This is a genomic window from Pelagibius sp., assembly GCF_965227505.1.
Lineage (GTDB): Bacteria > Pseudomonadota > Alphaproteobacteria > Kiloniellales > Kiloniellaceae > Pelagibius.
Window position 1 is genome coordinate 3,491,812 of sequence record NZ_OZ245757.1, and the last position, 16,388, is coordinate 3,508,199.

General features: G+C 64.5%; 7 protein-coding genes. All 7 read left to right on the forward strand.

Features of this window, described 5'->3' with window-relative positions; all coding sequences use genetic code 11:
* The first annotated feature begins 7 nt into the window (after positions 1 to 7).
* The 7 genes from ACO06P_RS16525 (at position 8) to ACO06P_RS16555 (ending at position 16,295) form a co-directional block, all read left to right on the forward strand.
* Positions 8 to 1,339 carry an extracellular solute-binding protein gene (locus ACO06P_RS16525; protein WP_420346326.1) on the forward strand — a complete coding sequence of 444 codons (1,332 nt, stop codon included), beginning with the start codon at positions 8 to 10 and terminating at the stop codon, positions 1,337 to 1,339.
* A 68-nt stretch (positions 1,340 to 1,407) separates the two neighbouring features.
* Complete coding sequence (locus ACO06P_RS16530; protein WP_420346327.1) at positions 1,408 to 2,322, forward strand: carbohydrate ABC transporter permease; 915 nt, start codon at positions 1,408 to 1,410, stop codon at positions 2,320 to 2,322.
* Between the two features lies 1 nt (position 2,323).
* Complete coding sequence (locus tag ACO06P_RS16535; protein WP_420346328.1) at positions 2,324 to 3,196, forward strand: carbohydrate ABC transporter permease; 873 nt, start codon at positions 2,324 to 2,326, stop codon at positions 3,194 to 3,196.
* 59 nt (positions 3,197 to 3,255) lie between these two features.
* Positions 3,256 to 3,924 carry a cytochrome b561 domain-containing protein gene (locus tag ACO06P_RS16540; RefSeq protein ID WP_420346329.1) on the forward strand — a complete coding sequence of 223 codons (669 nt, stop codon included), beginning with the start codon at positions 3,256 to 3,258 and terminating at the stop codon, positions 3,922 to 3,924.
* A complete protein-coding gene (locus ACO06P_RS16545; protein ID WP_420346330.1) occupies positions 3,921 to 4,811 on the forward strand; it encodes an NAD(P)-dependent oxidoreductase in 891 nt (296 codons plus the stop codon). Before ACO06P_RS16540 ends, ACO06P_RS16545 begins: the two co-directional genes overlap by 4 nt.
* Before the next feature lie 126 nt (positions 4,812 to 4,937).
* Positions 4,938 to 5,837: an SMP-30/gluconolactonase/LRE family protein gene (locus tag ACO06P_RS16550; protein ID WP_420346331.1), complete on the forward strand. Its 900-nt coding sequence runs from the start codon at positions 4,938 to 4,940 to the stop codon at positions 5,835 to 5,837.
* A 567-nt stretch (positions 5,838 to 6,404) separates the two neighbouring features.
* Entirely contained in the window at positions 6,405 to 16,295 is a 9,891-nt protein-coding gene (locus ACO06P_RS16555; protein ID WP_420346332.1) for a hypothetical protein, read from the forward strand.
* The last annotated feature ends 93 nt before the right edge of the window (positions 16,296 to 16,388 follow it).

A 16,388-nucleotide genomic window follows, 5' to 3' on the forward strand; every position in this document is an offset into this window, starting at 1 on the left:
GGAGGAAATGATGTTGAAGGTCCTGAAGACCACGGCCATGGCCGCACTGGGCACGACGCTCGCCGCCGGACTGGCATTGGCCAATCCCTATGAACCCTTCGAGGGAACCACGCTGGTCGTGAACTTCCCGGCACACCCGCACTACAAGGCTGTGCTCAAGGTGCTGCCGCAGTTCACTGCGGAGACGGGCATCGAGGTCGAAGTGGACATGCTGCAGTATCTGAAAATGCGTGAGCGTCAGACGTTGGAACTGACCAAGTCCGAAGGCGACTACGACCTGATCTCCTATGTCGTGTTCTCCAAGGCCGACTATGTCTTTGCGGACCAGTTGGAAAACCTGGCGCGGTTCTTTATGAACCCCCGGCTCGCGGATCCCAACTATGACGCCGAGGATCTCATTGACGGCTATGTCGAGAACATCGGCGTTGCGGGCGGAAAGAAGGGATATCTGCCAGGCAAGACCGGGTCTCTGTTCGGCATTCCCTTCGGGTCCGAGACTTCGGTTCTCGCTTATCGCAAAGACATCTTCGACAAGCACGGACTGAAGGTGCCCGAGACTTATGACGAACTGCTGGACATTGCCTGCAGGATTCCCGAGCTCGAGCCCGGAATGGGCGGAATGGCCTCGCGCGCTGCCTCGGGCCACCAGGCCAGCCACGCGTTCCTGCTGCACCTTGCGCCTCTGGGCGGCCGGGTACTCGACGACAACTGGCAGCCGATCGTCAACAACGAGGCGGGTGTGAAAGCGGCGGAGGCGCTGAAGACGATCATCGACTGCGGTGTCGAGGGTGCGGAGACCTTCGGCCCCTCCGAAGCTGCGGCCTCATTCGCGCAAGGCAAATCGGCCATGTTCCTGGACTCCATCGCCTTTGCCGCGGGGTTTGAGGACCCGTCGAAAAGCAGGGTCGTGGGCAATGTCGGCTGGGCCCTTCACCCCATGGGCGTGCGCCGCGGAAGTCAAACCGGTGGCTTCGGCATCGCAATCCCGAAGAACGCCGAGAACAAGGAAGCCGCCTTCCTCCTGATGCAGTGGCTGACCTCCAAGAAGGGTGACCTTGCGGTCGCCATGGCGGGCGGCAATCCTTCGCGGTTCTCGACCTATCAGAATGCCGAGTTGAATGCGAAGTACCCCTATGCCGCGACCTTTGGCGAGGCGCTGAAGTACGCCGACCCGGACTGGCGCCCGATCATCCCCGTCTGGGGCAAGATCAATGCCGACCTGGGAACGGCCCTGTCCAAGATGCTGACGGAGGGGCTGAGCCCGCAGGATGCGCTCGACGGCGTCGCCGAGCGTGCCTCCGCAACCCTTGAGGAAGCCGGCTACTACACCTGGCAGTGACGTGCCGGAGGACGAGAAGGCTGGCGCCGAGGCGCCGGCCTCCGTCTTCCAGATGAGCCGAGGGCGCCATGCTGACCGAAAGAATGAACCGCCTCACGCCCTATGTCTTCCTGGCGCCGGCGGTGATCGTGCTGGCCGTCGCACTGCTCTACCCGATCGGCTACATGATCTATGCGAGCTTTTTGAACTGGAATCCCAGTCAGCGCATCGGCGAGGCGGATTGGGTCGGCCTGCAGAACTACCTGGGTCTGCTTGGCGACGAGAACTTTCATGAGTCCTTCTGGGTGACGCTCAAGTTCGCGGCCGTTGTGGTCTCGGCGGAGATGGTCATCGGGGTCGGGCTGGCGCTGTTGCTCGATCGCAATATCCGGGGCATGTCGATCCTGCGGACGGTCTTCATCCTGCCGATGATGATTGCGCCCATCGTCGTCGGCCTGATGTGGCGCTATATGTACCACCCAAGCGTCGGCATTATTAACCGGACGCTGAAGGACCTTGGCTTCGAGCCGGTTCCCTGGCTGTCCAGTCCCGAGTGGTCCCTGCAATCGGTGATCATCGCCGATATCTGGCAATGGACGCCGTTCATCTTCATTCTCGCGTTGGCGGCGCTGCAGTCCCTGCCGCGCTCGGCCTTGGAAGCGGCACGGATCGACGGTGCCACGCCCTGGCAGCAGGTCTGGCACATCAAGCTGCCGCTGATGATGCCTGTGCTGATTGTCACCGGACTGCTGCGCCTGATCGACGCGTTCAAGGTGCTGGAGGTCATCCTGGTGATGACCAATGGCGGCCCGGGGCTGACGACCGAGATCCTGGCTCTGCGCATCGCGCGCACCGCCTCGGAGTTCCGGGAACTCGGCGTTGCCGCTGCGATGTCCAACTATCTGCTGATCATGCTGCTGGTGCTGACCGTGGCAATGTTCCTCTACAACAAGGCGATCGAGGCGCGCTCCGCCCGCCTGCGCGCCGCGGCGGAGGAGGCCTGAAATGAGCGCTCCGAGCTACGACCGGCAAAACCCGGCCTTCTTCGCCCTGCTGGCGGCGCTGGTGGTGATGTCTCTGGGTCCCATCGTGCTGATGCTGGCGACGTCGCTGAAGCTGAATGTCGACATCATGGACGAGACGGCGGGCCTGCTGTTCGTGCCGACCATCAGGAACTATGAGACCGCGCTCTGCAACATGCTCTGGTACGAGCCGGCGCATGTCGATTACTGCGACAAGAGCTTCGGGCGCGCGCTGATAAACTCGCTCATCGTCGCCCTGGTCTCGACGGCGATCACTCTGGTCATCGGCTGTATGGCCGCCTACGCCATCGTGCGCTTCAAGTTCATGGGGCGCGGCACCGTGTCGCTGACCACCTTGATGATGCGCATGGTTCCCCCGGCGGTCCTGCTGGTGCCGGTCTTTGGAATCTGGACCTTCCAGTATGGCCTGGATGGCACCTATGCGGGCGTCATCCTGGTCTACGTGGCCATGAACCTGCCCTTCGTCATCTGGATTCTGCAGAGCTTCATCGTGCAAGTGCCGGTCCAACTGGAGGAGGCCGCGAAGATGGACGGCGCCAATCCCTTCCAGGTGTTCTTCCTGGTCGTGCTTCCGGTCATCAAGCCCGGGCTGGCTGCTGCCTCGATCTTCACCTTCCGCATCGCCTGGAACGAGTTTCTTCTGGCCAACGCCCTGCTCGACCGCAACACCCGTACGGTTCCCGTGACCATCGTGAACTCGCTGACCGAGCACGACATCGATTGGGGCGTGATCATGGCGACCGGAACGCTTCTTGCGATCCCGCCCATCATCTTCACCTTTGTCGCCTCCAAGCAGATCATTACCGGCATGACCGCTGGCGCGGTCAAGGGCTGATGGTTGAGTGGTTGTGCGCACCCATCGATGCGACGCGGGCCCACGAAGTGGGTGTCCTGGTGTCGTGGCATGGGCGACTGATGGTGCTGGCCTGGGGTGTGCTTCTGCCCCTGGGCGTGCTGATTGCGCGCTTTCTCAAGATCACGCCAAGACAGGACTGGCCGCGGCAGCTGGACAGTCAGACCTGGTGGTACGGTCACCAGATCCTGCAGTACGGCGGTGGCATCGCCATGCTGGCGGCGCTGTGGCTGATCCTCCAGACGCCCGACGACGGCGCCGTGGCGGAGACTCACAGGGCGTTGGGTTGGACCGTCATCGGACTCGCCTCTCTGCAGTACTTGGCAGGCTGGTTTCGCGGCACCAAGGGGGGGCCGACCGATCCGGCGCCGGACGGCTCTCTCGCGGGCGACCACTATGACATGACGCTCAGGCGTCGGGTGTTCGAGTACTTCCACAAGTCGGCAGGCTATGCGCTGTTGCTGGTGGCGCTGGCAAGCGTCGTATCGGGAATGTGGCGGGCCAATGCACCGCATTGGATGTGGGTCGGGCTGGGTGTCTGGTGGTCGGCGCTCGTGGGTGCCTTCATCATCTTGCAGCGAAGGGGACTGGCCATCGATACCTATCAGGCGATCTGGGGGCCGGAGCCCCTCCATCCGGGCAACACTATGAAACCGATCGGATTGGGCGTGCGACGCCGTGACGACAGCGCAGAAAGGAGAACACCATGAACAACCGGGTTGCCCTGATCGGGTGCGGCGCCATGGGCGGTGCGATCGGAACGCGGCTCGTCGAATGCGGCGAGGCGCTGGCGGTGTTCGACCTCAACCCCGATGCCGTTCAGCTGCTGGTCGACAAGGGCGCGCGCGGCGCCGGATCGGCGGCACAGGCCGCGGCCGAGTCGGACTTCGTGATCCTCAGCCTCAATTCCGCGGCCATCGTAAGGGCGGCCGTCTTCGGTGAGAAGGGCGTTGCCGAGGCCGCGGCGCCCGGGACGATGATCATTGACATGTCCTCAATCGACCCGTCGTCGACCCAGACGCTTGCCGCAGAGGCCCTGGGAAAGGGACTGCGGTGGGTCGACTGCCCGCTCTCGGGCGGGGCGCCCAAGGCGCTCACCGGAGAGCTGACCGTCATGGCGGGCGGCACGGCCGAGGACTTTCAGGCCGCGAGGGCGGTGATGGACAAGCTCTGCGCCAACTTCACCCACATGGGCCCCTCCGGGGCCGGGCAGACGACGAAACTCATCAACCAGGTACTCTGCGGGCTGGGTTTCCTCGCTGTGGCCGAGGCTACCCGGCTCGCCCAGGATGCGGGGGTTGACGCTGCCAAGATCCCAGCCGCGCTGAAGGGCGGGCGCGCCGACAGCGCGATCCTGCAGGAGTTCATGCCGAAGATGGCCGCCCGGGATTACGCGCCGCTCGGCCGCATCGCAAACATGGTGAAGGATCTCAACGGCGTCCAGGACCTCGCCCGTCTGACTCAGACAGCAATGCCGTTGACCGCCGCCTGCGCCGAGGTGCATCGCCTGATGACCGCGGCCGGGCTCGGCGATGCCGACCAGTCGGTGCTGATGGAGTTCTTCGATGGCCCCCGGCCGGCGGATATCCCCACATGAGCGGCCGTGCGCCGGTTCCCGGCCGGACCTTTAACCTGGGCCCGAAGCTCAGACCGGGCCCGCGCAGATCCCGTCATCGGCAGGTCCGGCAATCGGCAGAAAACCAATCCTTCAGGAGGCGCCGAGATGTCATGCTTTGAGATCGTCGATCCGCGCTTCGAGACCTTTGTGCTGGGCAATGCGCCCGTCAAGCAGCTCGCGACCGGTTTCGACTGGACCGAGGGGCCGGTCTGGTTCGGCGATGCCGGGTGCCTGTTGTTTTCGGACATCCCCAACAACCGGATCATGCGCTGGACGCCTGAGGCGGGCGCCGCCGTCTACCGCCAGCCGTCAAACTATGCCAACGGCCACACCCGTGATCGCGAAGGACGGCTGATCTCCTGCGAGCACGGACTGCGGCGGGTAACGCGGACGGAGTACGACGGCTCCCTGACGGTTCTCGCCGACGCCTTCGAGGGCAAGCCTCTGAACTCGCCGAATGACGTCGTGGTGAAGTCCGATGGGACGGTTTGGTTCACAGATCCCCACTATGGCATCATGACGAACTACGAGGGTTTCAAGTCGGAACAGGAACTGCCCTGCAACGTCTACCGGGTCGATCCTGCGACCGGGGCGATCGCGGCCGTGCTTACAGACTTCAACTGCCCGAACGGGCTTGCCTTCAGCCCGGACGAAAGCCGGCTCTACGTGGCCGACACCGGCCGCATGTTCCGGGGCGACCCGCGCCACATCCGCGTGTTTGACGTAGCGGACGATCTTACGCTGACCGATGGGGGCGTGTTCCACACCATTGATCCTGGCGCCGCCGACGGATTCCGGGTCGATACCGACGGCAATCTCTGGTCTTCGGCGGCAGACGGCGTGCACTGCATCGATCCGGCGGGACGCTTGCTGGGCAAGGTGCTGGTTCCCGAGCTGGTCTCGAATGTGTGTTTTGGCGGGCGGGCGAAGCACCGGCTCTTTATCACCGCCACGACCTCGATCTACTCGGTGGCTCTCAACCGCCAGGGGGTTCAGAAGCCCTGAACCGACCGAGCCGCCCCGTCCGATACCGCTCCCTGACGGTGTTATCGCCGACCGCCTGATCGCTGTTTCCTTCAGCCCCGGTCGGCATGACCGAGCGCCGGCGCCAGGTATGGTGATGCGATCCCAGGTTGAAATTCATGGAGGCCGCAGTGGCAGCGTGCAGGTGCAGGCGCGACCTCCTCCATGGTCTGCGGCGACCGGATGAAGACCGCCGCCGGTGGCCGCAGGGCCGCTGCAGGCCCCACGGGCATCGGCGTTCTCAAGCCAGGGCCAGGCTCCAGAGGCCGGGTTTTGGCCGGGAATCTCGGTGGTTGTGTGAGAGAGGAAATACGATCTTTACGGGTATAAATTAACGGTTTTCCGGTCTCCCGTTAACCATTCGCGGGGTGTTCTCCAGGTTTCCGCCAAAAACTCATACCCATATACATGCTTATTCATAAAGTTTTTCTTGTTTTCATCACAGGGCTCGAAGAGACTGCGGCTCGTGGGATGTATCAGTAAAGGGGTGGTTAACAGCGCACTTTAGCGCCTGCGAGCACCCTGGCTCGTCTTCGTAGGAGACGAAAAATGACTGACGATCTCACCCGCGGCCTCGAGGGCCGGCAGGACACCTCGGCCGAATCCACGGAAATCACTTACACCAGCGGTAGAGACGGCAGCGCCACCGTCGTTGGCCAGGCCGCCGAGGTCGCGAACGTTTCGCGCCCGGCACCGGGGCAGACGGTCGAGATCCAGGCGGCAGCCGGGCAGACCTATAACCTGGATTTCCCGCCGGCCGGCGCGCAGATCCAGATCGACAACGGCGACTTCGTCCTGAGCTTCGACGACGGCGCCCAGATCGTCTTCAGCGACATGGTTGCAGTCATCGACAGCGGCGATGCTCCGACCTTCACGCTGGCCGGCACGGAGGTCGGCGCCGACGTGCTGCTGACCCAGGCCCTGGCCCTCGCCGGCCAGGCCGACGTCACCCTCGAGACGGCGGCAGGTCCCGATGCGCTGGGGACCGGCGCGACCCAATACTCCGACAACTTCAACGAGCTCATCACCCTGCTGTTCCCTGAGGGTGTGATTCCGCCGGTGGAACTCGAATTCGTGCTGATCGAGCTGGAGGACGATCCGTTTGCTTTTGCGCCCTCCGAAGAGATCGCGCAGTCGACGCCGCTGATCAACGAAATCGGCGTCGCGGTGACGCTGACGGTTCCGGAGCTGCCCAGTGAACCGGACGACGAGGTGGCGGAAGAGGCTGCTGCCGCTCTGGCCGACGATCCGAAGCACGAGGACGAGCCCGAGCCGCAGGAGGTCAACTTCATCGAACTGCTGAACACCGACGGCGGCGCCTTCGACGTCAGCGGCATGACGCTGGAGATCCTCAATCCGGCGGGCGAGGTCGTGACCTTCGTGATGCCCGGCGGTACGGTGCTGCCGCCCAACGGCTTCGTGGTGCTTTATCAGGCCGCCGAAGATCCGGAAGAGGATGGCGAAACGGTCTACCTCCGCATTTTCGATGCCGAGGGCAACGTGGTCGGCGGTGTGGACGTGGCCGGTGCCGACTTTTGGGACCTGGGCGACGACACCACCGATCCGATTGCGGTGAACCTGGTCGACGGTGGCGAGTCCCTCGACACCTTTGCCGCCAACCTCACGCAGGACGATCTTGCCGGCCTGACCGATCCGGACTTTGCCGGAACGCCGGCCGATTTCGTCTCCCCTCTGCTGGACCTGAACCTGGAGACCTTCAACGGCCAGTTCACCGACAACCACCACATCTTCTCGCGGGTGAACTCCAGCGACACGGACAGCCAGAACGACTGGACCACCAACAACATTCCCACCGACGGCGGGCTGAACACCACCGGTCTGCCGGGCGGCCCCTTTGCGTATACGATCACCGACGCCAACGTCCTCTTGGTCATCGACCTCGCGGATGGCACGACCTACGAGGTCGGCGCGCTGTTCGACGGCGACGGCGTGCTTTCCGGTGACTTCGAGGGGCTGACCTTCGGTCAGGGCGCCGATGCCGGCTTTCTCTTCGCCTACGACGACGACGGCGACAATCGCATCGTCAAGATCGACCCGGCCACCGGCGAGGTGGTCGAGCAGTGGGACCTCAACGATCCCATCGTAAACGGTCTTGGGACCCCTGGCCTTACAGTTGCGGCGGATGGCAAATTCTATGCCGTTGGCAACAACCAAGGCATCTACGAGGTGGTTTTCGGTGCCGGCACTTTCACAGTGGCCGAAGTAGCTGTCGCTGCCGAGTTTGGCAGTTTCAATGTCGCCGGCCTCGCGGCTGATCCGAACGATCCGAACCTTCTCTATGCCATTGGCGAGGATGCGGGCACCGTTAGGCTCTTCACCATCGCTGCCGACACCGGTGTGGTCACCGAACTGGCAGGCGTGATCGGCCTCGCTTCCAACGATCAGATGGGCCTTGCCTTCGACGCCGAGGGTAACCTCTGGGCCATCGACGAAGACAACGATCTGGCCTACCAGGTCGACCCGGCAACCGGGGCGCTGATCGCCGGCAGCGAGATCGATCTGCCCCCCGGCCTGTCCTATGAGTCCATCGCGATCCTGCTGGACGGCGTGCCGGACCTCGTCGATGCCAATCCCTGGGATCCGCTGAACGACGATCTCAATCCCGAGCAGAACAATCCCGATCCGCTGGCCGGCCAGAATTTCCTGCAGGCCGCGGACGGCGGTGACACCGTCGAAGGCTTCGGCGGCCCCGACTTCATTCAGGGCGCTGCGGGCGATGACGGCCTCTACGGCGGCTCCCAGGATCTCGTGGAGCAGCAGGCCCAGAAGATCGCCGATCAGTTCGAGCAGCTTGAGGGCGCCGGCGTTCCGGTTCTCGGCGAGGGCACTCAGGACGGTCACGATGCCGAGCTCGTCCATCAGCCGTTCTTCAGCGACCATAACGACTTCCTCTTCGGCGATGCCGGCGACGACCAGATGTACGGCGGCTCCGGCGGCGACTACATGATCGGCGGCGAAGGCGACGACTCCATGGACGGCGGTACCGGCGACGACCGGATCTTCGGCGACGGTTCCGAAGAGATCGGCGGTCTGCCGGAAGAGGGCGAAGGCGCAGGCGAAGAGGGCGCGGTGCAGCACGGCGACGACGTGTTGGCCGGCGACGCCCTGAACAACCTCGACAGCCTGCTGGGCGGCGACGATGCCGGGCCCGGGGCGGAGGAGGTCCCGCAGGGGATCGAGGCCATTCTGGAGGGCTACGAGGGTGCCGCCGCGGCGATCCTCGGCGGCAACGACACCATCGATGCCGGCAAGGGCGACGACATCGCCTCCGGCGATGCTCTCGCCACGGGGGCGGAGTCCGTCTACGCCCTGGGCTATGCCGACAACAGCTTCCTGCGCCCGGAAAACGGCGTCGCCTCCGACGGCGCGCTGGTCCAGAACGACGAAGAAGGTGGAGACCTCGGTAGCATCTTCCTGGTCGATGCCCTGGGCAATGTCGAGGTTGCCATCTCCGCCGACGACATTACCGGCCTTACCGGCCTTGGAGACGTAACATTCCGGGAAACCGGCATCGACATCGATGCCGAGGGCACGATCTACTTCCTGGAGTCGAGTTCCAATGCGGTGTTCAGGAAGACTGAGTTCGGTGAAGTCGAACTGATCGCGTCTGAAGCCGACATCGAGGCAGCACTCGGTGGCGGTGTTAATCCGGACCCGGAAGGCCTCGTGGTGGGGCCGGACGGCTTTATCTACATCACCGAGGACACGACCGATTCGGTTCTGAAGATCGATCCGGCGGACGGTACGGTGACGGTGCTGACCACGGCGGCCGATGTGGAGGCCCTGGGCGGAATCACCGGCTTCGGTGTTGAAGGCGGTATTCTGGTGTCCGCCGATGGGGAGAGCCTTTACGTCACGTCATCGGGTACGCCCGAGGCGATCATCAGGATCGACCTGGAAACCGGTACCCCGGAAGTGGTCGCCAGTGGCGCCCCCTTCAGCAATATCGACGGATACATGGTGCTGGCGCCGAACGGCGACATCATCGTGGCCGACCAGGGGTCCAACAGCCTCCACCGCGTTACCCCGGACGGCGCAGTGACTGAGTTTCTCAGCAACGCACAACTGAACGCTGCTTTCGGCGGCGCCGTCGATCTTGAAGGCGGAATCTGGTTCGACAGCGACGGCAACTTCTATGTCACCGATGAGAACTCGGACTTCATCGTTAAGTTCGGGAGCGTCGACCCCTGGACCGGCGAAGTCGATCCGGCGGGTGAGTTGCTGCTGACCGATGTCCAGGTGCAGAACGCCATCGCCAGCAATGTCGATTACGAGGGCGGCGCAGTTTTGGTGCCGGGCGGCGGGGCCTTCCCGACCGACACCGGCTTTGCCAACGACGTCATCGACGGCGGCGAAGGCGATGATGCCCTCGCCGGTGACTCGGCGGCCATCGCGGTTGCCGATGAGGACAGTGAAGAGGCAACCGAGGCAAAAGCCGTGGCCATCAACAACGCCGTCTACTCCGACGGTGTGGCCATGGATCAATCCAAGGCGGCGACCGGCAACGACATCATCGACGGCGGTGAGGGCGATAACAGGATCGCCGGTGAGGCCCAGGCCATCGCCGACGATGCCGAGGCGGTCGCGCAGAACACGGCTGCCGGTGGGGAAGAGATCGAGGCCGGCAACGACAAGATCAAGGCCCATGACGGCGATGACCAGATTTCCGGCGACGCCCAGGCCCTGGGCAGGGACAACGCCGTGTCCAAGGCCTTCAACACGGTTGCAGACGGCGACGAGTCTTCGGCCGGCAACGACTACATCGTCGCCGGCGAAGGCGACAACGAGGTGGCGGGTGATTCGCAGGCCATCTCCGAGGACGGCGACGCCTCGGCCATTGGCGAGAACACTGCGGACGACGGCAGCAGTGAAGACGAGAACCAGGCCGGCAACGACACCATCTTCGGGTCGCTGGCCGGTGACGACGCCCTTTCCGGCGACGCCCAGGCGATCGCCGGCACGATCGCCACGGCGCAGTCGACCAACTCGGCGCTCGGCGATGGCAACGCATCCGGCAACGACCATATCGAGGCCGGCGAGGGACGGAACAAGACCGCCGGCGATGCACAGGCCATCGCGAGTGTGGAAGCCTGGGCCTACGGCACCAACACGGCCGGATCTGGCAACTTGGACCGCGACAACAACGCCGGCAACGATACCATCGCGACAGGCGATGAGGCGGATTCGGTGTCCGGCGGTGCCCAGGCTCTGGCGGGCGCCTATGCCTTCGCCCAGCAGATCAACGATGCCGGGGTCGGCATTGGTGCCGGCAACGAGAACGGCAACGCGGCCGGCAACGACGACATCGATGTCGGCGAGGGGCACAACAGGGCGGCCGGCGATGCCCAGGCCATCTCCCACGATGGCACCGCCGAAGCCTACGGCGAAAACGAGGCGGGTGACGGCGGCAGCGCCGACGGCAATAACGCCGGCAACGACACCATCTATGCCGGTGACCAGTCCGACTCGCTTTCCGGCGGCGCCCAGGCCATCGGCAAGGTTCATGCCTACGCCGATCAGTTGAACGAGGCGGGCACCGGCGACCTGGACGACGACAACCGCGCCGGCAATGACGAGATCCATGCCTTTGACGGCAAGAACAAGGTTGCCGGCGACGCCCAGGCCCTCGGGACAGGCTTCCTCTCCACTGCCGAGGCGATGTCGAAGAACCACGCCGACAGCGAGGACAATCTGGACGGCGCCGACAACCAGGCCGGCAACGATACGATCAATGCCGGTGACGACAGCGACTCCGTCTCGGGCGGTGCCCAGGCAATTGCCGCGAAGTTCACCAAGGCCACGTCGATCAACACCGCCCTCGGCGAGGGCAACATTGCCGGTGATGACGACATCGATGCCGGCGAAGGCCACAACAGGGTTGCCGGCGATGCCCAGGCTATCTCTTTCGGTGTGGCTGAAGCCTATAGCGAGAACACGGCAAGCGCCGAAGGCGAAGGCAGCAACGAGGCCGGGAACGACACAGTCGAGAGCGGCAGCGGCCACGACACGGTCTCGGGCGACGCCCAGGCGATCGCCAAGGTCTATGCCCTCTCGAAGTCCGCTAACCTTGCGCTCGACGACGAAGACAACGCTGCTGGCAACGACTCGATCGAGGCGGGCGACGGCGACAACGTGCTGGCGGGCGACTCCCAGGCAATCGCCACCCACGGCTTGGCGGAAGCCTTCGGCGAGAACACGGCCAACGACGAAAACGACGCCAGTGCCGGCAACGACACGATCAGAAGCGGCAGCGACCGGGATATCATTTCCGGTGGTGCCATGGCGGTCGCGGCGGCGCTGGCTTTCGCTCAGCAAGTGAACGCAGCCGAGCAGGGTAGTGCCGGCAATGACGACATCGACTCCGACGTCGGCGGCAACGACGAGGACGAGGTGGCCGGCGACGCCATGGCCCGTTCTCAGGGCTGGGGCTTTTCCGATGCCGTCGCCGAGTCGGCCAACACGGCAAACGGTAGCGGTAGCTTTGCGGGCCTCGACATCATTGATGCGGGCGGCAACAGCAACCACGTCGCCGGCGAAGCCATGGCGGTCAATACCGGCGACGATGCTGAAGCCACTGCCGCCAACACGGCAACGGACGGAGGGTACGCCGGCAACGACAGCATTGTCAGCGGCGTAAGCGCTGACATCGTCTCGGGCGGCACCCAGGCGCGCGCCGAGGACGATGCCATTGCGCGTACCGACAATCGGGCTACGGGTGACAACTCCGAGGCCGGCAACGACACCATCGAGGCCGGGCAGGGCAACAACCAGGTTGCCGGTGACGCTCAGGCGATTTCCGAAGACGATGCCTGGGCTTACGGCAGCAACATCGCCGGTGACGGCAATGAGGACAGCGGCAACCGGTCCGGTAACGACAGCATCACCACAGGTAACCAGACCGATACCGTGTCCGGCGGGGCCCAGGCGCTGGCCAACGACGATGCCTTTGCGGAGCAGATCAATCGGGCCGGAGCCGGCGGAGACGACGAGGTCGGCAACTACGCCGGCAACGACGAACTCAATGTCGGTGATGGGTTCAACAGGGTGGCCGGCGATTCCCAGGCAATCTCTTACAATGATGACGCCTCGGCCTACGGTGAGAACGAGGCCGGCAACGACGGCAGCGCCGACGGCAATCATGCCGGCAACGACACCATTGTTGCCGGCGAGAACAGCGACCGAATCTCGGGTGGGGCCCAGGCAATCGCCAACGACGATGCCTATGCCTCGCAAGAGAACGACGCTGGGACCGGCGATCGCGACGACGACAACCGCGCCGGCAACGACAGCATCACTGCCGGTGATGGCACCAACAGGGTTGCGGGCGACGCGCAAGCTCTGGCTGGCGGTGACGCTACGGCGCTCTCTGACAACCATGCCGATAGCACGGATACCGATCTCGACAACACCGCTGACAACCAGTCCGGCGACGACACCATCACCGCCGGAGGAGGCAACGACAGGATGTCCGGCGACGCCCAGGCCATCGCCAACGGCGACGCCACTGCGACGGCCACCAACACGGCCCTTGGCGAGGGCAACCTGGCCGGTAACGATCACATCACGGCCGGCAATGGGCTGAATGAACTGGCCGGCGACGCCCAGGCGGACTCCGCCGAGAACAATGCCAATGCGCAGACATTCAACGAAGCCAACGGGGTCAACAACGTGGCGGGTGTCGACGTAATTCTCGGCGGCGCCGACGCCGACATCATTGCCGGCGGCTCTCTTGCCACCGGTGTCACGGGTTCGGCGGACACCGACAACAACGCTCTGAATGGCGGTGTGGCCGGCGACGACACCATCAACGCCGGCGGTGGCGATGATACCGTCTCCGGCGACTCCGGCTCCCTGCTGATCGAAGGCGGCACGGCGACGACCAATAACATCGCCACCACCGATGGTGCGGCCGGCAACGACAAGATCATCGCCGGGGACGGCAACAACGTCGTGGCCGGTGACGCGCTGGAGACGGCGGAAAACGGTGCGCGCGCCTATGCGAACAACACCGCGACCGCTGTCGGCAGCCAGGCTCTCGGCGCCGATGCCGGCAACGATGTGGGGCTCGCCGGTGCCGACTCCGACGACATGGGCGGCGACGCCCTCGTCAAGGGCGATGCAGGCCTGGCTCAAGCCACCAACACGGCCAGCGGCGGCCCCGGTCATGCCGGCGATGACAGCCTGTTCTCCTACGAGGGCGACGACGAGGTTGCCGGCGACGCTGCTGCCTTCGGCAACGGCTCCGTGTCGCTCGCCAAGAACACCGCGGATAGCGGTGGCGGCTGGGCCGGCAACGACAAGATCTTCCTCGGCTCCGGCGAGGACTGGGCCGCCGGCGATGCGGGTTCATTCGGGATCGGCAGCGGCGACGCCACGGCCGAAAACCTGGCCGACGCTATCGACGGCGCCTGGGGCAATTCCTTTGCCGGGAACGACACGATCTTTGCCGACGGCGAGGACGAAGTCGAACGCATCGCCGGCGATGCCCTGGCCGCAGGGATCGCCGCTACGGCGCTGGCGAAGAACACGGCGACGGCGCTGGCCGGCGACGACGACGCCGAGGCGGGCAACGACCTCATCACCTCCGATAACGGTGGGTCCCCGAACGACCAGGGTGGGGGCGACGGTATCGACTTCATCGGCGGCGACGCCCTGGCGACCGCTGAGGACGGCGTTGCCACAGTCGAAAACAGCGCATCCGCGGACGGTGATCCGTTCAGTGATGCCGCTGCCGGTAACGATACCATCAGAGCCGACGGTGACATCAACTTCATTGCCGGCGACGCGGCCAGCACCGCATTGGACGGCGGCAACGCCACGGTGACCAATACCGCCGTATCCGCGGGGCCGGACGACGGCGCCGCCGTCAATATGGCGTCCGCGGGCAACGACACGATCGGAACGAGGCTTGAGCCATTCACCGATGGCATCAGCATCGAGACCGATTTCATCGCCGGCGAGGCTCTGACCCTGGGTGCCGGTACCCTGGCGCAGGCGGTGAACAGCGGTACCGCCTCGGACCAGGCCTTTGCCATCGTCGGCAACGACACCATCGAGTCCGGCGACGACAGCGATCTGGTCTCCGGCGCTGCACTCGCAATCGCCAGTGACGCCGAAGCTTTTGCCGACAACGACGGCACTGGCTCCGATCAGGCCGTGGTCTCTGTCGACAACGACATCATCGACGGCGGCCTGGACGACGACTTCCTGGCGGGCGAGGCGCTGGTGGCCGGAGCCAACGCAACGGCGACGGTGGAGAACACCGGCATCGGCGAGGATGACGCCACGGTGGATGTCGGCACCGACTTCATCGACGGCGGTGACGGCTTCGGCTGGATTTCCGGCGATGCCATGGCCACCGGGAATGACGGCGAAGCGGAGGTGACAAACTCCGCGGAGGCGAACGACAACGCCGCGGTCGAAGTCGGCAACGACACCATCACCGCTTCCGGCAGTTTCCAGCAGGTCATCGCCGGCGACGCCCTGGCGATCGGCCAGAACGGCAATGCCACGGTCACCAACAGCTTCGTGAACGCGGCTGCGGCTGCGATGGCGATCGTCGGCAGCGACTTGATCGAGACCGCTGACGGCAACGACCTGATCTCCGGTGACGCCATGGCGACCGACGGCGGCAACGCCACGGTGTTCAACGATCCGGCCGGAGAGACGAACGCGCAGGTCAGCAACGACACCATCATCTCCGGCGCCGGTAACGACACGATTGCCGGTGACGCCCTGTCTGACGGCGGCACGGCACAGGTCAACACGGGCGGTGATGACTCGATCATTGCCGGCATCGGCAACGACCTGATTGCCGGCGATGTGCTGGCGATTGGAGGAGGCACGGCGGAGCTGAACCAGGCCGGCGGCAACGATACCATCGACGGCGGGGCCGGCGACGACATCATCTACGGCGACTCCTCCGACGTTGACGCCGCCATCGGCGGTGACGACAGCATCCTCGGCGGTATCGGCGAGGACCTCATCTACGGCGGGGCCGGCGATGACTTCATCGATGGTGGGGCCGGCGACGACTCGCTCTTCGGCGGGACCGGCGACGATACCCTGGTTTTCGATCCCCTGGACACTGTGATCGACGGCGGCGACGGGACAGATACCGTGCTTATCACGTCCGATACCGACCTGACGGGTAACACCAGTCTGAACGATATCGAGATCATCGATATGACGGACGGGGATACGATCGACGATGTGTTTCTGACTGCCGCAGATGTCATCAGCATGACCGATGGCGACAACGTCCTCCAGATCTTGGGCGATGACAACGGGGCTCCAGATGACGATGTCCACCTGGAAGGTGGTGGTTGGGTGTTCGGTGGTACGATAGGTGGTTTTGAGATCTACACTAACGGCGGCGCCACGGTGCAGATTCAAGACGGCCTGGATGTTTTCACCTGACCGCAGTTTGTTCAAGTTCTGTAAGTTTGATGCCTGAAGGGCCCGGCGGGAAACCGCCGGGCCCTCTTCCTTGAAGGATGCTTCTCACCTCCA